Raw genomic sequence first — 18,983 nt, forward strand, 5'->3', positions numbered from 1 at the left:
ACAGCCATGAAAAATACATTCGATTTTTTAAAAACCGCATCCTTATCCCTACAAGGTGTTTTGCGCTCCCATTATAAGAAGTCCTCCTTACTGGCGGTCTGCTTCTTTCTCTTCTCCTGTGACAGTTTTGTGGAAGTCGGCCTGCCGGGTTCCCAATTGACAGGCGAAGCCGTATTTGAAGATACGGTTACCGCTACTGCAGCGATGGCCGGGCTATATGCCAAAATGAGGGACAACGGTCTGTTAGCCGGAAATGCAACAGGCGCTTCCTGTTACCTGGGCCTGTACACCGATGAATTTGATTACTTCCAGCAAAATGCGGTGAGTACTTTTTATAACAATGCGCTATTTGCCGGTGAGCCCGGAGTGAGCGATATATGGAACCAGAGCTACAATCAGATTTATTCCGCGAACGCCATTATGCAGGGCGTGAGCCACTGCGCCTCGCTGCCGGAAGCACAGAAAAAACAGTTGCGCGGTGAAGTCTTGTTTATAAGAGCGTTGCTTCATTTTTACCTATTGAACCTCTATGGGGATATCCCGTACATCACCACTACCGATTACAAGCAGAACAGTACCGTTTCAAGAATGCCCGCTGACAGGGTTTACGGCCTTATTGTAGAGGACCTAAATGAAGCGATAGGCTTGCTGTCCGAGGATTATGTTTCCCCAGAGCGCACCCGTCCCAATCGCAGTGCGGCCCGCGCGCTTTTGGCGAGGGTGTATTTGTATACGGGATCTTATGCCCAAGCGGCCAATGCGGCCTCGGCGGTGATTAACAGTACGCTGTACGCCTGGGAGACGGATCTGGATAAAATATTCCTGAAAGAAAGCAGCACCACCATCTGGCAATTCATGCCCAATGCCCCCGGAGTGAATACCGCCGAAGGAGACCTGTATCTTTTTGAGGGGGGACCACCGCCTATTGTGGGACTGAACCCCAATTTTGTGGATGCCTTTGAGCCCAACGACCAAAGAAAAGTGCACTGGACTAGGGCAGTAACCGATGGTACCACGACCTGGTACATGGCCTGCAAGTACAAACAGGAATCCAGTACCGCCGGTTCGGTGGAGCACTCCATCGTGTTTCGCCTGGCAGAACAGTACCTGATTCGCGCAGAAGCCCGGGCCTACCAGGGTGATTTAATTGGGGCCAAAGAGGATTTAAATCTAATCCGCACTACCGCCGGGCTTGCCAGTATCAGTGCCGTGACGGCCGAGGATATAATAGCGGACATTCTCCATCAGCGGCGTTTTGAATTGTTTACCGAATTTGGGCAGCGTTTTTTTGATTTGAAACGAACCGGAACACTTAACCAGACCTTGTCGCTGTCTAAGCCCGGCTGGAATGCTACCGATGCGTTATGGCCGCTCCCTGCTTTGGAATTGGGCGCCAATCCTAATTTGAACCCACAGAACCCTGGCTACTAAAAAAAAATTATGAAAGCGATCAATTTAGTTGAAAGAGAAATTAATCGGGAAATTAACAGGGAGCTTTCCAGTTTAGTTGTCTCCCTTCTTTTTTTGCTGATTTCCTGTCCTGTTGTAGGACAGGATCAGCAAAAAAAGCATTTAAGTGAGGCGGATTACGGCAGGTGGGGAACACTGGAGGTAAAAGCTATTTCCGATCAGGGAAAATGGGCCAGTTATGAAATGACCTATGAGAATCACACCGATACTTTATTCTTACAGGCCACATCGGAAAATCAGCGGTATACTTTTCCCAAAGGCAGTGAGGCTCGTTTTGGCGCAGAAAAAGTTTTTGCTTTTTTAGAGCCACAGTCCACATTAAAAGTTGTTCATCTGCAGACCGGTAAAACCGAAGTACTTGCAAATGTCAAAAGGTACGAATTGTTACCTGACGGCAGATACATCCTAACTTTAGATCAGGGGTATGGCCAGAAAAGTACCCTGAAGATTAGAAATGAACAAGGAATTGTCATCGACAGCATCATTGGGGTAACAGAATATGCTTTAAATAATGCTAAAGACGCAGTGTTGTTTGCCACAACTAATCAAGGGCGTAATGAAGTTGGAATGGTGAACTTTAAAAAATATTCCCGTTTCACGCTGTCAAAAGGAGGTAAATATCATAACCTGGTATGGCAAAAAAATGCTGCCTCAGTGGCGTTTTTGAGTGAAACGGATTCGGTTTCAAAAGCAACGCTTATCCATTATTTTAGAATTGCTGATAAAAAATTGTTTTCGTTTGATTATTCTGCTAAAGTGGGTTCAAGAGATAATCTGTCCATTTTCAATGATATCTCAATATCCATTTCCGATGATGGTACAAAAGTGTTCTTTATGGCTGCAAAAAAGGAAGATCCAACATTTAAAAACGATCCTAAAACGGTCGAAGTTTGGAATGGTACCGATACCTGGCTATTTCCTGATAGAAAACGAATGGAGAACTGGGGCGATATTCCTAAGCTGGCGCTCTGGTATCCTAATACTGATTCTTGCTCCCAAATCAACAGCAATGACTTGCCTGATATCATGCTCAGCGGTCAACAGGATTATGCACTTATTTCTAATACTTACAGCTACGGCCTGCAATCGAAATATTATGAAGAAGTCGATTACTACCTTAAAAATATAAAAGACGGCACTGAAAAGCTTATTTTAAAAAAGCAATCCCACGACCCAAACCAAATAGGGTTTGATCCTTTCAGTAATAAAATACTGTATTATCACCAAAGCAACTGGTGGATTTATGATCCGATCAAAGAAACACATACAAATCTGACCAAAAAAGTCACCACTAAGTGGGACAATAGTAGTAATACTGCTGCTCCCAACCAATTTATGGTTTATGGTAATCCTGGCTGGAGCTCAGACGGCGCAACCGTTTTATTGTATGATGCCAATGATATTTGGCTCGTGGCTATCGATGGTTCAAACTGTACCAGATTAACCAAAGGACAGGAGAAAAACATCGTTTTCAGAATAGCTCCCATTGAGTATACTGGCATTTCACAGGTCAATTATAACGGAAGAGCTCCTGTTACTTTTGACCTGTCTGAAGATCTAATACTCCAGGCAAGTAATACCGAAGATTGGTCAACCGGATATTTTATTTATAATGCCAAATCAGCAGAAAAGTCTTTGGTATATGGTCCCAGTGAAATTGATGAAATCCGCAAGAGCAAAAACAATAGTTATATTTTCCAGAATCAAACCTTTAATCAACCTCCACGGCTTGAATTCAAGAAAAAGAGTGGTGCCGCTGCTGAAATTCTATTTGAGTCCAACAAGCAACAAAAGGAGTATTCTTTTGGGAAATCAGAATTGCTCTATTACAAGAACAGCCAAGGAGAAAAATTAAAGGCGGCCCTATTCTATCCTGCCGATTATAACCCCAGACAAAAATACCCAATGGTGGTGCACATTTATGAAATAATGTCTAAGAACCTCCATCATCATGTCAATCCATCCCTTTTAAACAGTGAAGGTTTTAATGTGACTAATTATACGCTCAGTGGTTACTTTGTCTTGCTGCCTGATATCACCTACCAGATGGCGAATCCAGGTATTTCAGCAGTTGATTGTGTAACAGCCGGGGTTGCTGCGGTTGTGGATAAGGGCCTGGTGGCTAAAACCAAAATTGGTTTGTCTGGACATTCTTTTGGAGGATATGAGACCAATTTTATTATTTCTCAAACCCCTATTTTTGCAGCCGCTGTTTCCGGGGCCGGAATTAGTGACATCATTGCATTTTATTTTAATATAGGAAAAAATGCCGTTTTTCAATCCGATATGTGGCGTTTTGAAAACCAGCAGTGGCGCATGGGCAAATCGCTTTATGATGACAAAGAGGGATACTTGAGGAATTCTCCCATTATGCATGCGGATAATGTTAAAACCCCCTTGCTACTATGGACAGGTAAAAATGATAGAATTGTTCCGTGGAATCAGAGTGTTTCCTATTATTTAGCCCTGAGAAAATTGGGAGTTGAAAACAGGCTGCTGGTATATCCTGACGAAGACCATTCACTACAGAATCCAACCAATCAAACCGATCTCAGCAAGCGAATGATGGCATGGTTTGACCATTTATTGAAAGGGGAAGCTAAACCCGAATCGCTATCACAAGGAACTTCTTCTGAGTAACAAACAGATAATAAAAAATAATGCAGTTTCCTTTTTTTGGAAACTGCATTATCTTCACTAAAAAATCAGTTCACCTAATTACGGTGCAATTGCAATGTACAAGAATTTGGAGATTCTTTAGCAAATGCTGTGAAGCTGCCACTAAGACAAGTTGGGCCTGGATTAGGGCTACAGTCGACCTGAACTTCTTTACAACTGTTAACTGCCGGATCGTGAATGTAGGCCGTAATTAAAACGTCCGTTTTACTTTTTCCTGCAGTGTTGGTACTTACCGCACCGGCACTTGCCAGTGCAAATGCTGCCACTGGCAACACAAACATTTTTAAAACTGTAGTTTTCATAATATTAAAATTTAAATTATTAAAAATTTGATCTACTCTTTTTTACAGGTTTTCGATCGTTACTCCTGTCACTGGGCCTAGTGTCTTTTAATCATAGTATTTAACTATGGAATTTTGATTGGATTCTTTCCCCATATCCATATTTGAGTAGATAATGTCCCGAAATGATATACATCGCTGAATCGCCAGCGAAAAAGTTTTTCATCCGAAAGCCCTCTTCATCATACACATAAAAACTTAAGACATAGGTTTGTTTTAATATATCATACAAATCCACAACAGTTGCATGTTTCCAGACATCATTCCCTTCATATTTACCCCGTAACAGGGAATTAACAAAAAGTAAGTTATTCCGTACTGTCGTATGACGGTTCACCATATAAGGGGGTGCTCCCAGTTTTATATCGCCGGATTCTTTCATTTTTACCACCTTCAGTTTTGCTTTAGTTGTTGTATCAATGGTATTGGCACGATAGGCAACAACTAAATTTTCATCTGTAACAATGTACTGGTTGCGATAGTAATAGGTAAAAATTAGCTTATGCAGTGCTGCGCTATACTGCAGTGTCCCATCGGTATCGAAAATTCCATCCAGCTGTTTTTGCAATACCTGTGGATTGTATTTAATTTTTGGGCTAGCATAGTTATTGGCTATACCTAAAATATTTTCTCCTGTGTATGGCTTTTGAGTTCGAAAGGCCAGCTGCTGCGTATTCATGAAGACGATGTCTGAAAAATATTTTTTTTTCTCACTAATCACTTTAGCTTTCCAATCGGAGATCAATCCTCTGTAAATAACAGGTACTGTCCCGTCAAATACATAAAAGTAAGGAGCACTCACTCGAACCTCAACTGCCCGAAATTTAAAATCTTCACGATCAAGCTGTATGGTATACTGCCTTTTACTTTTTAAATCGGAACCAATTTCAAGGATTTGAAGTGGTGCCAGGCGATTTGCCAAATAAATCTTCTCCTTTTCAGTACCTGCCACATAGTACGATATATTCTTTAAATCTATTCCTGCAACTTTTGCAGCCGTTCCTTGAGGAAAACGTCGAATAAAAGGGTTTTCCTTTTGCATGATATCCTCCGAAAACAGAAATAAGCCCGTAATACTGGAAATACTCAGTAGCATTAAAATTGATAATCTGATTAGAATACGATTAGTCAGTGACTTTAAGAGAATAGCAACTATCCCCAAAACTACAAACACGGTATTAAAAATCAAATGCGCTGTCCATCCTAATTTCTCAAGAATACCACCGCACGAACAAGGAACGAAGGAACTAAAATTGAGAATGATGACAATATAGGTGGTAAACAGTATCATAAGGGCAACTGCACCCCACAAAGCAAAATATCTTAATTTTGGAATGCTCAACAAAATAGCAATACTAAATTCTATACTAATTACACCAACGGATACATAATCCGCAAAGGGACTTAAGAGTGGCGACTGTCCTAACTGAGTCTGAAAATTTTCAAAATCCATTAATTTGCTCACCGCCGCATAAACGAATAACATTATATAAAGCAAGCAAATGCCTTTCACAATTATTTCTTTAAAATTTACTTTTGATTTCATGTTAGTTGAATTTTTAATGTATAATAAATGCTGAAATTATTGCTGGTAAATAACTATTCCCTACGTACTTGCCAATTAGGATTCCCAAGAGATTCTTATATAAAATTTATTCTTTCATTATTGCGGTAACAGTAAAAAAGGGGTATTTAACTGCCTGAATTAATCATAGGAAATGGAGGAAGCAGATACAAATTTACTCTTGATAAAGTCAAAATAAGATGTCAAAAACGAGCCAAAAATTGACAAAAACAAGCCATTTTTGTGTTACAGATAAATATTCAATGCATCGCGGAATTGGAGTGGACCAAAAACAGAAAGGTTACCCGAATTCATCAAGAGATTTGTATGTGTTTTTTTTTCTTTCATTATTTCCAATAAGTAAAAAAAGGGTCTTTAACTGTCTTAATTAATCACAGAAAATGGAGGAAACAGATACAAATTTACTCTAGATAAAGTGAAAACAGCATCTCAAAAACGTGCCAAAAACTCGTAAAAACATACTATTTTAGGCAAAAATGGCATATTACGTATGTTCAATGTATCGCGGAATTGGAGTGGATCAAAAACAGAAAAAACACCCCGAATGTATCCTGGTCAAAATATGCACAGGATTGGTCAGGTCGATAACCTTTTTTATATTCGTAGGGAATAGCTGAAATAGGAACCTGATAAAATGACTGTTATGAATTTCACAACCCATACAATAACACTAGTACAAGCTAAGGCAATAGATATGATTAGCTATTTGTCTATTCTAGGTTTTAAGCCTTCTAAAATCAGAGGACAGGATTTCTGGTTCTTCTCCCCTTTCAGGGAAGAAAGAACGCCCTCTTTCAAAGTCAACCAACAGCTTAATTGTTGGTACGATCACGGAATCGGAAAAGGCGGTACCTTAATTGATTTTGGAGTACACTATTACAACTGCACGCCTGGTGAATTATTACAAAATTTAAGTGGCACTTTTTTACTTCAACAGCCAATAATTCTACAAGCTGAAGACATTGGTAAACAGGAGCCTAAAATTAAAATTCTGAAAGCCGTTAGACTTACCTCCCCGCCCCTTTTGCGTTATCTCGAACAGAGAAGAATTCCAATTGAAATTGCGCAAGACTATTGCTCAGAACTCCGATACACTTTAAATAAAAACACCTATTATGGAATTGGCTTTAAAAATGATTTGGGAGGCTTTGAAATTCGAACCCCTTACTTCAAAACAAGCAGTGCTCCTAAGGGTATTACCTCTTTTGACCACGGCAATAATGAGGTTGTTGTTTTTGAGGGCTTCATCGACTTTCTTTCCTTCAAAGCCATGAACAAAAACCTTCCTGAAAACAGTCAGGACTTTGTTATTCTAAATTCCGTTTCTTTTTTCGAAAGAGCGCGCCCTTTTATGGAAAACCATCAATCAATCCGGCTTTATTTTGATCGGGACGAAACGGGACAAAGTTATACCAGGCGTGCACTTTCTCTGAGCCCTAAATATAGCGATGAAAGCAAACTGTATCCAAACTATAAAGACCTAAATGATTGGGCTATGAATTTCGGAAAATCAGAAAAAAGGCATCTCGGACGAAAATTAAGATAGCAATCCATTCCCTAAAGGCTATAAATGATTACCAAAAGTTAGACTATAAGAAGATTTAAGATTCGCATAAACCTAACTAAAAGACCGCTACGTTCCTGCAATCAGCAGCTGTCCGTTTGATCACTAAATGGTCACTCGGAATTCTTACCAGTTACACTGAAATGATAAAAAGAGTTTGAAATCAATAAAAATGAAAGATTATGAAAAAAGAGAATTCATTCAGATCACGCCAAATCACGGTGTACGTTACACCTGAAGAATATGCAAAAATTGAGCACAATCAGAAAGCCAGTACTTGCCAAAGCCTAAGCGAATATGCACAAAAAAAACTCTAAGACAAACCCATTACAACCAATTATAGGAATCAATCACTGGATGATTTTATGGAAGAAACAATAGACCTTCGCAATGAGCTTATTGCCATCGGGAATAATCTCAATCAGCTTATAAAAAAACTAAACACCCTGCAACATCTTACCGAATTCAGAGACTGGATTATACGTTACGAACTGGAGAAAAAAATTCTTTTCAACAAGGTGGAAGACATCGAAAAACACTTTCAAAAAATTACGGACCAATGGTTACAATCCTAAATAGGGGCTACTCGATCCGTAGCATTTTATATTACAATGAGAACAAGGTGAAAGCAGGTGTAGCGGTATGCATCGGTGCAGGAAACTATTCTATCGATGTCGATAAAATGAGTGCTGTCATAAAGCTAACCCGATTTATAAAACGGATTGAATTAAACGACAGAGCAAAGTGCAACAGTGTCCATATTTCGCTGAATTTTGCCCCATTAGAAAACCATTCCAAAGAAAAACTAATGGCCATTGCGAATACCTATATGGAGAAAATAGGTTTCGGAAAACAACCCTATTTAGTGTACCAGCATCACGATGCTGGACATCAGCACGTGCATTTGGTTTCAATAAATATTGAGAGGGACGGCAAGCAGATTTTCATGCATGATTTAGTCATAAAAAAATCAGAGCCAGCAAGAAAGGAGATTGAAGAATTGTTTGGCCTTGTTAAAGCGGAAGGACAAAAAAAGGTAGCGGAATTTCATTTGCAGCCCGTTGCGATCAGCAAAGTGCATTACGGTCGGATGGAATCAAAGAAAGCCATAACCGATGTTTTGAATGTGGTACTGAACCAATACAAGTATGCGAGCCTTCCCGAACTTAATGCGGTTCTAAAACAATACAATATTATGGCTAATTGCGGTGGTGAGCATTCAAAAATGTTTTTAGTTGGAGGACTAATGTACCAAATACTGAACGAACAGGGTAAGCCAATTGGGGTTCCAATTAAAGCAAGTGATTTTTACAACAAGCCAACTTTAAAATTTTTAGAGGAAAAATTTAAGGGCAATGAAATCCGAAGAATACCTGACAAAACACGTATAAAAAATGGCATCGATCTGGCCCTGCTTAGACAGAAAGTAATGACCGTGAACCAACTGGTTAAAACGCTGGAAAAGGAAGGAATTAATACTGTTTTTAATAAAAATGATGCAGGTCTGCCTGATGAAATAATTTATATAGACCATGTCACCAAATGTGTTTTTAATGGTAGTGTACTAGGCAGGCAATACAGCGCCCAGTCCATTCAAGAGCGTTGTGGATTAAGTATAGTAAATGGACAAAAAATAACAGGCTCTGTTAATGAAAAATCACATGAACTAGCCGCTCAAACGACTATTATGGAAATGGATAAAACTGTCGCCGGTGATGCCAATAAATCTGTTGAATCAAATACTGTACTTGCAAAAGTAGCGGATGTACGAATCCAATTCGAACAGATTGCAATGCATTCCAAACCAACTGAAAGGCAGGCGAAAAAGAAAAGGACAATCTTATAATCAATAAAACGGGAAGTTATGGCTATGCATACCGGAGAAAACGAACAGGCATTGCGAAAAATCATGGATATGACAAGACTAATCAGTGTCCTAATACTGCTAATCCATTTTTACTATTACTGTTACGCGGCTTTTAGAGCATGGCATTTTGTTAGCGGTATAGGAAATACCATTTTAGGCAATATCCAAAATACGGGATTGTTCAGTAACTTTCATAAATCCAAATTCTTTGCGCTGGGATTTTTAATGATTTCCCTGATAGGTGCCAAAGGACGTAAAGATGAAAAGCTGAATTATAAAACAGCCTTTGCCTATAGTATTACTGGCATCCTGATTTATTTTATCGGCTACTTTTCATTATACCTAAAAATACAAATAGTACAGACTGCAATAGTATACATATCCATTACTTCAGGTGGGTTTCTTCTGATCCTTTCGGGTGGTACACTACTATCCCGTATTATAAAAAACAGGCTAAACCACAAGGATATTTTTAATAAAGAAAATGAAACCTTTCCACAGGAAGAAAGGCTCCTGGAAAATGAGTATTCCATCAACCTGCCGGCGCGCTACCATTTGAAAGACAAAGTTAGAAATAGCTGGATCAATATCATCAATCCTTTTCGTGCTTTAATGGTCTTGGGCACTCCGGGATCCGGTAAATCATACTTTGTAATACGACACGTCATTACCCAGCACATCCGTAAAGGATTTACTATGTTCGTCTATGATTTTAAATTTGATGATCTTTCCAGAATCACCTATAATACCTGGCTGAAATACAAACACCAGTATCGCAAAACCCCTCAATTTTATGTGATCAATTTTGATGACCTGACCCGTACCCACAGATGCAATCCTTTAGAGCCTTCCGCTATGACCGACATCACCGATGCAGCAGAGTCAGCGCGAACAATTTTATTGGGATTAAACAGGGAATGGATTAAAAGACAGGGAGACTTTTTTGTTGAATCACCGATTAACTTCCTGACTGCTGTGCTATGGTATTTAAGGAAATATAAAGAGGGTCAATTCTGTACGCTTCCACACGTTATTGAGCTCATGCAACTGGACTATGACAGCTTGTTCACGCTATTGCGAACAGAGAAGGAAATTGAAGTACTCATCAATCCTTTCGTAAATGCCTATCTCAATAATGTAATGGAACAATTGGAAGGACAAATCGCTTCCGCTAAGGTTGCGATGGCAAGGCTCTCCTCTCCACAATTGTACTATGTACTATCAGGAAATGACTTTACATTGGACATCAATAATCCTGATGAGCCAAAGATTGTCTGCATTGTGAATAATCCTCAGAAAATACAAATTTATGGTGCGGTAATATCCTTGTTTGCAGCCCGTCTGGTAAAACTGGTGAATCAAAAAGGGAAACTGAAGAGCAGCCTGATATTTGATGAATTTCCAACCATTTACCTCAACAATATGGACAGTCTAATTGCCACGGCCCGAAGTAACAAAGTAGCCACTTGCCTGGGGATTCAGGACTTCAGCCAGCTTCGCAAAGATTATGGACGGGAACAGGCTGATGTGATTATGAACATCACTGGGAACATCGTTAGCGGTCAGGTAAACGGTGACACAGCCAAACAACTATCAGAGCGCTTTGGAAAAATTATGCAGGACAGGGAGAGTTTGTCCATAAATAGCGGTGACACCTCCATCAGCCGTTCCAAACAATTAGAGTCAGCCGTCCCTCCTTCGAAGATTTCTACTTTAAGTTCTGGTGAATTTGTAGGAATGGTTGCCGATAATCCTGGTTGTAAAATTGAATTGAAAACTTTCCACTGTGAAATAGTCAATGACCATGAAGCGCTAAAAAAAGAAGAAAACAGTTATAAAGACATTGAGATCATCAGGAAGATTGACACTGCAATAGTGCAGCAAAATTACCTACAGGTAAAAAAGGATATTCAGGATATTATTCATTCTGAAATGGAACGGCTCTTAAATGACCCTGGGCTCACTTTTTTAATAGTAAAAAAACAATAGTCTCCTGACCTTTTAAAAATATAAAAAGAGGGTTACTACTTCACGTTCCGATTGTTAAACAGAGTCAAAATGCCTATTAAGAAAAGGATCGATAGCAGTTGATAAAAAATTTTAGCGGTTATGCAAAGCATCACTGCTGCTTCACTGGTAATAAAATAAACACATAAATTAATAACTCTACTTGTCATATAGAATTAATACTTTATATTTGCTTCAGATTTAAGTATTAAAACAAATTCTGTTGTGCATGTATCTTAAGCATTAATTCATCATTTAATCCTACTAATTATATATAATTACAATGACTAATAAAATAAAAATAAAAAAAATGCATTTTTGTCCTTATGTCTTTTCAAAAAAATTCAATTAGCACGCTCCAAAGGAGCGGGAATATAAATCATCTTAAAAACTAAAACAATAAAATGAAAACAACTAAATTATCACTGGTCGCTGCAATTATGGTACTATTTATCAATACAGGTACGACAAAAGTAGCAGCACAAGAATTAAAAGGAAATATCAGTATTTCGGGAGCATTTGCCTTGTATCCCATTACCGTAAAATGGGCCGAAGAATTTAAAAAAATTCATCCCGGAGTCAAAATTGACATTCAGGCCGGTGGAGCCGGAAAAGGAGTAACTGATGTGTTATCAAAAGTAACGGATATTGGATTAGTATCAAGAGACCTGAATGCAGCCGAATACAAAAAAGGAGCTTTTGCAATAGCAGTTACAAAAGATGCAGTAATACCTACCATAAGCGCTGCAAGCCCATTCAGAAAAGTTTTGTATGAAAAAGGCGTGCGAAAAGGGGCTTTCAATAACATCTTTGTTACAGGACAATATAAAACCTGGAATGCATTGGGTCTGAAAAGCAATGCTCCAATACATGCTTACACAAGATCTGATGCTTCCGGAGCAGCAGAAACCTGGGCGAAATATTTTGGCAAAAAACAGGAAGATTTACTGGGAGTGGCCGTTTTTGGTGATCCTGGATTGGCGCAGGCCGTAAAAAGAGATCCTTTAGCAATCGGATATAATAATATTGTTTATATCTATGATACAAAAACCAATAAGGCGACAAACGGTGTTGTTCCTGCGCCAATTGACATCAACAATAATGGAAAATTAGACCCGGATGAAAACTTTTACACTACTGTTGACCAATTAATTGCAGCCATAATTTCAGGAAAATATCCTTCGCCACCTGCAAGAGATTTATATTTCGTAACCGTTGGCAAACCAAAAAATCCAATCGTTAAGGAATTTATAAAATATATCCTGACCAGTGGTCAACAATTTGTTACTGAAGTTGGATATATAAAATTTTCTAAAGAAAAGTTAAACAAAGAATTAGCGAAAGTGAAATAAGATTCTAATAAAATTTTTAAATCCCCGTCACAAATCACTTGAACAATACGATTGCGAATGAGTTTTGAGGATGGGGTTAACAACAAACAAATGAAAAATATACGATTACTAAAAGACAATTTATTGGGGAAATTGTTTTTTATTCTCACCATCCTATCCATTTCTACGGTTGTACTATTAGGATTGGGTTTGTATTATAAATCAATACCGCTTTTAAATAGTAGTTCGTTAGGACATTTACTTTTTTCCTCGGAATGGAAACCCTTTAAGGAAGCCTTTGGTTTTTATCCCTTTATTATGGGAACGCTTTGGGTAACGGCTATTGCAATCGTGATTGCTTTGCCCCTCTCCTTACTTACGGCAATTTACCTTTCGGAATATGCGCCTATCCGGATCCGAAAGGTAGTCTTGCCATTAATTGAATTATTGTCGGGAATTCCACCCGTGCTTTATGGCGTTTGGGGAGTTTTGGTAATTGTTCCTCTGATACAGGACCATTTAGCGCCCCATTTCGTGGAATTCACCACCGGCTATTCTATTTTGGCGGGAGGAATTGTTCTTGCAATTATGATTTTCCCTTTAATTATCAGTATTTTAATAGAGGTTTTCGACAATGTACCTCAGGAATTGAGGGATGCTTCTTTAGCTGTTGGAGCGACCCAATGGCAAACCATCAAAAAAGTCCTACTTCGAAAATCAGTTGACGGTATTGTTGCTGCCACAGTGCTGGCCATTTCGAGAGCTTTCGGGGAAACCATAGCCGTTTTGATGGTTTGCGGGAACTTAGCCCAGGTTCCAAAAAGTATTTTCGATTCCGGTTATCCCTTACCGGCACTTATTGCCAATAATTACGGCGAAATGATGTCCATTCCAATGTATGACTCGGCATTAATGTTTGCTGCCTTACTTCTATTCGTAATTATACTTTTGTTCAATACTATTTCGAGAATTATTTTATTCCGAATCGATAAAAGAACCAACTAAGAACCATCATCATGAGAAAAATAGAAGAAAATATATTTAAAGCACTGATGATATTGTGCACAATTATAATAAGCAGCACCTTGTTTATGATACTATACACGATATTTTCAAAAGGATTGGGTTCCCTGAATTGGGATATGGTTTCCAAAATTCCCGAAGGAGGCTTTTATATAGGTAAAGGCGGGGGTATTCTAAATGCAATTATTGGCTCCCTCTATATTACTTTAGGCTCCACATTATTGGGACTTTTGGTGAGTATTCCAATCGTGGTTTATATCAATATCTATGCTAAAAAAAATGCAATGCTAGCCACTATTACCCGGTTGAGTTATGACATTTTATTTGGAATTCCATCCATTGTTTATGGTGCTTTCGGATTTGCAATTATGGTGTATATGGGATTAAGAACTTCCTTACTGGCGGGAATAATAACCGTAACTTTAATGATAATTCCCATATTAGTCCGAGCAATGGACGAAGCGATAAGAGTTGTGCCAGAAGAGATGAAGAACTCTGTATATTCCCTTGGAGGCACCCGATATGAAACAGCAAAAATAGTGTTGCGACAATCCATTCCCGGAATTGTAACTGCCATATTATTATCATTTGGCAGAGCGATTGGCGATGCGGCCTGTGTGTTATTTACGGCAGGTTTTACGGACAACATTCCCACATCATTAGACCAGCCGGCAGCAACATTACCCTTATCGATCTTTTTTCAATTGAGTAGTCCCATTGAAGAAGTACAAAACCGGGCGTATGCCTCAGCGGTAGTCCTTACGATAATCGTTTTAATCATAAGCATAACAGCAAAAATAGCCAGTAAAAATCTTTCAAAAAATAAAATATGATCATTCAGCCTCATATCAGCATCCAAAATTTAAATGTGCATATTGGTAGTAACCATATCCTTAAAAACATCAATCTTGATATTCCGGATAAAAAAGTCACCTCCTTGATCGGTCCTTCGGGATGTGGAAAAACCACACTCCTAAAAACGATGAACCGGCTTCTGGATCATCAAACAGATGTTCGTGTGGAAGGAAAAGTATTGGTTGATGGTGAAAACATCTATGGCCCAAAAGTAGAAGTAACGCATATAAGAAAGAAAATGGGATTGCTTTCACAAAGACCTTTCCCGTTACCAATGAATATTTATGACAATGTTGCTTATGGCCAACGAATTCACGGAAACAACAACAAAAAAGAACTAGACCTAATTGTAGAAAAATACCTTCGGGATGTTAATCTTTGGGACGAGGTGAAAGACAGGCTGAAATCACCTGCCACTCGCCTTTCCATTGGGCAACAACAGCGATTATGTTTAGCCAGAGGACTTGCCATTGAACCCGAAATTATTTTGGGCGACGAGCCAACATCGGCTTTGGATCCCATTTCTACGCAACACATTGAGGAATTGTTTTTACAATTAAAAGACAAATACACTATCGTATTGGTAACCCATATTTTGCGCCAAGCCAGAAGGGTTTCGGATTATATCGGGTTTGTATATATGGGGGAAATAATAGAATTTGGACCTACCGAAGAAATTCTTCTCAACCCGAAAGAAAAATTAACTAAAGATTACGTAAAAGGTTTTTTGAGTTAGGTTTCAGATACAATATCAATAAAAAAATTCCATTTAGAAGTTCACTTTTCACTGGGATTTTTTTAAATGTCGCTTACCCTTTTTGTTTTTATTTTCATATCTATAACAAACAGTAGGATGTGCTCCTCCATTCAAAAAAATACAATTAATGTTTTATTTCGAAAAAAAAATAAACACTTAAAACCAGTTGCTGACGTTATTTTAAGCATTCAAAAAATGGTAAAATTGGCAGTAAGTGTTCGGCTATTCCTCCTTTAAGGAGTGAAAGGGAAATAGCCGGACATTATCTCCTATTTTTTTAAATCAATACTTTACTAAAATCATACAACAAGAGTTTGACATCGTTTCTTGCTTAAGACTAATTAATTTGCTTTCGACAAAAGGAATCCTGATGTCAACGATCACGATCCCTTTTTAACATCATCATCATTTTCTGCTACTTATCCTTCACACATCGGAATCCCAAGTGATTACAGGCACTTGTCGTCTCTCCTTTGCCACGGCTTCCTGCAACGTATCTGATGCAATACTGATCGCTGCATAAAAAGGAGCCACCTCTTTGTACATGTTTTTCTACTCCTGGTTCTTCGGGATCATTACTGATTGAAGGTCCTTTCGGATTATCATTAGGACTATTTTTATAATAATCATCACGGTATAAATCGCTGCACCATTCCCATACATTTCCTTCCAGATCATATATTCCAAAAGGATTTTTCGGAAAAGACTTTACTGGAGCAGCTCCTGTAAAACCATCTTCGGCGGTGTTGTTGTTTGGAAAACTACCCTGAAAAATGTTTGCCGGCCATTTCCCGTTTGGTTTGAGTTCAGTTCCCCAATAATACTTGGTATGATCTCTTCCTGCTCTGGCAGCAAACTCCCATTCTGCCTCCGTAGGCAGTCGTTTACCTGCCCACTGTGCATACGCCTCGGCATCTGCATAGCTGATTTGAACTACAGGATTATTTTCGAGTCCAACAATACTGCTTTGTGGCCCCGTAGGATGTTGCCAGTTTGCTTCCGGTACGTACTTCCACCATTGTTGAATATTTTCTAATGACACTTTATCTGTTGGTGGTGAAAATACCGCCGAACCCGGTAATAACATATCGTGCGGAACACCAGGATAATCATCAGGATTCAGTGGTCTTTCTGCGATGGTGCTGTATTTAGTTGCTTGCACAAAAGCAGCAAACTGTACATTCGTCACTTCATGTTCATCAATCCAGTATCCTTTTACAGAGACTTTATGAATGGGCTGCGCATCCGGATAATCATTTGTTCCCATGCTGAACTCCCCCGTTGCTACCCATACCATTCCATAGGTTGAAGCAGTAACAGAAGTCTGTGACGTATTCTTTGTTATGGATTGTAACAACAATGCTTTCTTTGAAGTGTTTGCCTTGCAAAAAGCCTGACACTCTTTTGTGGCTCCAACGGCAACAGCTTTACTTTCCTGCGCAAAAGCAGCACCTAAACCTGACAAAACAATTCCTGTAATTAAACCGTATATTTTCATAAATTCACTGTTAATCATCCGTCTCCGCTATAGCGCCGTGCTATTAAAATGAAGCAAAACGGATTCCTGAAATTTCATTTCTCCGTTCTGGTCTTCTAATCGCTATAGGGAGCAACTGATGACTGTTTTTATTTCACTTTCTTATTTTTGTGCTAACGCCACATCAACATCCTTTTTTAAATCACCCAGACCTTCCTTTTTGAAAACAATTGTACCGTTTTGGTATAAAATCAAATACGGAAATACATTTACCGTTTTTAAATGAGCGATCAGCTGTGGGTTTTCTTCCAAATCAATTTCGACAATTTTTAAATGCGCTCCATATTGGGCTCTGATGGTTTCCAAAACAGGTTTTACTTTTTTGCAGGCACCACAATATCTGGACCCAATGTCAACCAAAACAGCGTTGTTATCGGCAATGATTTTTTTATATTCCGCTACTGATAATTTGCTTTTTAAATTGGTATAAAAAGGCTTTCCTCCTCCAATCCAATTGGCTATTCCTCCTTCTAAATCATGCACCTGCGAAAAACCATTTTTCAATAATTCTTTTGCTAATATACTACTTCTTCCAATATTAATCGAATAGATAAATACGGGTTTTGATGGATTCAATGCAGCCACATACTTCGCATAATGCTCCGTTTGCAGATTAAAATTAACCGCACCTTCTATGTGGTTTAACGAAAACTCTTCCGGGCTTCGGGCATCTATGATCTGAGGCTTTTTTTCACTCTTTATTTTTGCGTAAAAAGAATCCAGGGGCAATGTAATCGTATTTTGATTCTGGGCAAAAGCCCCAAATCCAAAAAATAAGACTACCGTTGTGATACGGTTTGTAAAACTTTTATTTTTCATGATGTTTTTTTAGGATTGAACTTGTTCGTAATAGCTAGGACTCGGTGAAACAGCATCTCTTTTTGGAGCAATTGGAACAGCAAGCACACCCGCTGCTAAAGCGCTCCCTACTTTTTTAGATTTGAATATTGGCCATAGAAATTGTGCGTACCATTCTTCCTGTTTGTATGATTTCATTCCGTATGATTTTGGAAATTTTCGCGTAATTAAACCCGTTCCGAATAGCACATCCCACAGGAAAAACATATTACCAAAATTGCCTTTAAAATGACCAATTCCGTCACCGCTTGTATCGGCATGATGCGCGTGATGTGTTGCAGGAGTCGAAATAAAACGTTCCAGAACCCAGGCTATCGGATGTAGTATTCTGTATTTATAAAATGGTTTGTCCCAGGCTATGCTCGAATGCGCACCCAAGGTGATAAAACTTTTTATAACCAGAACAAATAAAGCCGGTAATCCCAAACCTAAATACGTTAAGGTCGCGGTTAAATAAATTTGAGAAAAAAACACCGTGTAAATAAAGTTTTGTCTCGAAGCCATCGCCATTCCCATATACGGAGCCGAGTGGTGCGTTCTGTGAAAACGCCATAAAAAAGGTACCTGATGATGCAAACGATGGTACCAGTATTGCGTGAGGTCATCTGCTATGGCAATTAAGAAAAAGCCTCCCCAAAATGGAACCCAGGAAAGGGTGTTTTGAAGATTCGGAATTATATAGGGCAAAGCGGTTAAGCTAAAAAAAGCAATAATTGGTGGCAAAAATAATTTCGGGGCCAGAAAACTAACAATGTCAATTTTGCGCTCTTCCCCTGTCCATTGGTCGTCGTATAATCCCGCAGCAAATTCAACAACTCCTAAAACCAACATAAAAACGATTAATCCCCAGGTTTTTATGTTGACGAATGCGGGTTTCGCAAATTCTAAAAATGCGGGCAAGGTAGTATGTGATTCTGCCACAATACCATTATTTAATTTAAAATAAAGGTAAATCGCCACTACTGGCAAGGTGTAAATCAAAAGACTTATACTTAAGTCCCTTGTTAGTTTTCCTTTTAATTTTTGATTCATGATTTCTTATTTTAAAAATTGATTTACTAAGGCTAAGCCTCCAACCAGAATGACTAGCGGCACTAAAAAAACAATCG

15 protein-coding genes are annotated in these 18,983 nt (G+C 38.8%); 10 read left to right on the forward strand and 5 right to left on the reverse strand.

The window, feature by feature from the left end; all coding sequences use genetic code 11:
• Positions 1-6: 6 nt before the first annotated feature.
• On the forward strand, positions 7-1,431 hold the full coding sequence (locus ACNQGH_RS09900) for a RagB/SusD family nutrient uptake outer membrane protein (protein WP_417955841.1): 1,425 nt from the start codon (positions 7-9) through the stop codon (positions 1,429-1,431).
• A gap of 9 nt (positions 1,432-1,440) precedes the next feature.
• Positions 1,441-4,110, forward strand: coding sequence for an alpha/beta hydrolase family protein (locus ACNQGH_RS09905; RefSeq protein WP_417955842.1), 2,670 nt, complete (start codon positions 1,441-1,443; stop codon positions 4,108-4,110).
• A 74-nt stretch (positions 4,111-4,184) separates the two neighbouring features.
• Here ACNQGH_RS09905 and ACNQGH_RS09910 read toward each other — a convergent pair whose 3' ends face one another.
• A complete protein-coding gene (locus ACNQGH_RS09910) occupies positions 4,185-4,451 on the reverse strand; it encodes a hypothetical protein (RefSeq protein WP_417955843.1) in 267 nt (88 codons plus the stop codon).
• Positions 4,452-4,551: 100 nt separating this feature from the next.
• Positions 4,552-6,036, reverse strand: a complete 1,485-nt coding sequence (locus ACNQGH_RS09915; protein WP_417955844.1) for a MauE/DoxX family redox-associated membrane protein — start codon at positions 6,034-6,036, stop codon at positions 4,552-4,554.
• A gap of 682 nt (positions 6,037-6,718) precedes the next feature.
• Between ACNQGH_RS09915 and ACNQGH_RS09920 the strand changes: the two genes are divergently transcribed.
• From ACNQGH_RS09920 to ACNQGH_RS09955, 8 genes are all read left to right on the forward strand, one after another.
• The gene (locus ACNQGH_RS09920) at positions 6,719-7,621 is read left to right on the forward strand and encodes a toprim domain-containing protein (protein WP_417955845.1); all 903 of its coding nucleotides are present in this window, start codon (positions 6,719-6,721) and stop codon (positions 7,619-7,621) included.
• A 383-nt stretch (positions 7,622-8,004) separates the two neighbouring features.
• Positions 8,005-8,214 (forward strand): hypothetical protein, encoded by a 210-nt coding sequence (locus ACNQGH_RS09925; protein WP_417955846.1) that lies wholly within the window; start codon positions 8,005-8,007, stop codon positions 8,212-8,214.
• Positions 8,199-9,485 carry a relaxase/mobilization nuclease domain-containing protein gene (locus tag ACNQGH_RS09930; RefSeq protein ID WP_417955847.1) on the forward strand — a complete coding sequence of 429 codons (1,287 nt, stop codon included), beginning with the start codon at positions 8,199-8,201 and terminating at the stop codon, positions 9,483-9,485. The genes ACNQGH_RS09925 and ACNQGH_RS09930 overlap by 16 nt, the downstream gene beginning before the upstream one ends.
• A gap of 24 nt (positions 9,486-9,509) precedes the next feature.
• Complete coding sequence (mobC, locus tag ACNQGH_RS09935) at positions 9,510-11,495, forward strand: conjugal transfer protein MobC (protein ID WP_417955920.1); 1,986 nt, start codon at positions 9,510-9,512, stop codon at positions 11,493-11,495.
• Between the two features lie 422 nt (positions 11,496-11,917).
• Positions 11,918-12,865: a PstS family phosphate ABC transporter substrate-binding protein gene (locus ACNQGH_RS09940; RefSeq protein WP_417955848.1), complete on the forward strand. Its 948-nt coding sequence runs from the start codon at positions 11,918-11,920 to the stop codon at positions 12,863-12,865.
• A 90-nt stretch (positions 12,866-12,955) separates the two neighbouring features.
• On the forward strand, positions 12,956-13,849 hold the full coding sequence (gene pstC, locus ACNQGH_RS09945; protein WP_417955849.1) for a phosphate ABC transporter permease subunit PstC: 894 nt from the start codon (positions 12,956-12,958) through the stop codon (positions 13,847-13,849).
• 11 nt (positions 13,850-13,860) lie between these two features.
• Positions 13,861-14,700, forward strand: coding sequence for a phosphate ABC transporter permease PstA (gene pstA, locus ACNQGH_RS09950; protein WP_417955850.1), 840 nt, complete (start codon positions 13,861-13,863; stop codon positions 14,698-14,700).
• A complete protein-coding gene (locus ACNQGH_RS09955) occupies positions 14,697-15,458 on the forward strand; it encodes a phosphate ABC transporter ATP-binding protein (RefSeq protein WP_417955851.1) in 762 nt (253 codons plus the stop codon). Before pstA ends, ACNQGH_RS09955 begins: the two co-directional genes overlap by 4 nt.
• 436 nt (positions 15,459-15,894) lie before the next feature.
• Here ACNQGH_RS09955 and ACNQGH_RS09960 read toward each other — a convergent pair whose 3' ends face one another.
• The 3 genes from ACNQGH_RS09960 to ACNQGH_RS09970 all read right to left on the reverse strand — a co-directional run bounded on the left by ACNQGH_RS09960 (position 15,895) and on the right by ACNQGH_RS09970 (position 18,906).
• Positions 15,895-16,977 carry a formylglycine-generating enzyme family protein gene (locus tag ACNQGH_RS09960; RefSeq protein WP_417955852.1) on the reverse strand — a complete coding sequence of 361 codons (1,083 nt, stop codon included), beginning with the start codon at positions 16,975-16,977 and terminating at the stop codon, positions 15,895-15,897.
• Between the two features lie 141 nt (positions 16,978-17,118).
• Positions 17,119-17,835 carry a rhodanese-like domain-containing protein gene (locus ACNQGH_RS09965; RefSeq protein ID WP_417955853.1) on the reverse strand — a complete coding sequence of 239 codons (717 nt, stop codon included), beginning with the start codon at positions 17,833-17,835 and terminating at the stop codon, positions 17,119-17,121.
• A 9-nt stretch (positions 17,836-17,844) separates the two neighbouring features.
• A complete protein-coding gene (locus ACNQGH_RS09970) occupies positions 17,845-18,906 on the reverse strand; it encodes a sterol desaturase family protein (protein WP_417955854.1) in 1,062 nt (353 codons plus the stop codon).
• Positions 18,907-18,983: the final 77 nt, after the last annotated feature.

It is taken from the genome of Flavobacterium kochi (assembly GCF_048286715.1).
Lineage (GTDB): Bacteria > Bacteroidota > Bacteroidia > Flavobacteriales > Flavobacteriaceae > Flavobacterium.

Bases quoted from the DNA above. Each gene is read 5' to 3' on its own strand.
- ACNQGH_RS09900 (WP_417955841.1), top strand. From the start codon at position 7: ATGAAAAATACATTCGATTTTTTAAAAACCGCATCCTTATCCCTACAA.
- ACNQGH_RS09970 (WP_417955854.1), bottom strand. From the start codon at position 18,906: ATGAATCAAAAATTAAAAGGAAAACTAACAAGGGACTTAAGTATAAGT.
- ACNQGH_RS09915 (WP_417955844.1), bottom strand. From the start codon at position 6,036: ATGAAATCAAAAGTAAATTTTAAAGAAATAATTGTGAAAGGCATTTGC.
- ACNQGH_RS09920 (WP_417955845.1), top strand. From the start codon at position 6,719: ATGAATTTCACAACCCATACAATAACACTAGTACAAGCTAAGGCAATA.
- ACNQGH_RS09905 (WP_417955842.1), top strand. From the start codon at position 1,441: ATGAAAGCGATCAATTTAGTTGAAAGAGAAATTAATCGGGAAATTAAC.
- ACNQGH_RS09910 (WP_417955843.1), bottom strand. From the start codon at position 4,451: ATGAAAACTACAGTTTTAAAAATGTTTGTGTTGCCAGTGGCAGCATTT.
- ACNQGH_RS09940 (WP_417955848.1), top strand. From the start codon at position 11,918: ATGAAAACAACTAAATTATCACTGGTCGCTGCAATTATGGTACTATTT.
- ACNQGH_RS09965 (WP_417955853.1), bottom strand. From the start codon at position 17,835: ATGAAAAATAAAAGTTTTACAAACCGTATCACAACGGTAGTCTTATTT.
- ACNQGH_RS09930 (WP_417955847.1), top strand. From the start codon at position 8,199: ATGGTTACAATCCTAAATAGGGGCTACTCGATCCGTAGCATTTTATAT.
- pstA (WP_417955850.1), top strand. From the start codon at position 13,861: ATGAGAAAAATAGAAGAAAATATATTTAAAGCACTGATGATATTGTGC.
- mobC (WP_417955920.1), top strand. From the start codon at position 9,510: ATGCATACCGGAGAAAACGAACAGGCATTGCGAAAAATCATGGATATG.
- pstC (WP_417955849.1), top strand. From the start codon at position 12,956: ATGAAAAATATACGATTACTAAAAGACAATTTATTGGGGAAATTGTTT.
- ACNQGH_RS09955 (WP_417955851.1), top strand. From the start codon at position 14,697: ATGATCATTCAGCCTCATATCAGCATCCAAAATTTAAATGTGCATATT.
- ACNQGH_RS09960 (WP_417955852.1), bottom strand. From the start codon at position 16,977: ATGAAAATATACGGTTTAATTACAGGAATTGTTTTGTCAGGTTTAGGT.
- ACNQGH_RS09925 (WP_417955846.1), top strand. From the start codon at position 8,005: ATGGAAGAAACAATAGACCTTCGCAATGAGCTTATTGCCATCGGGAAT.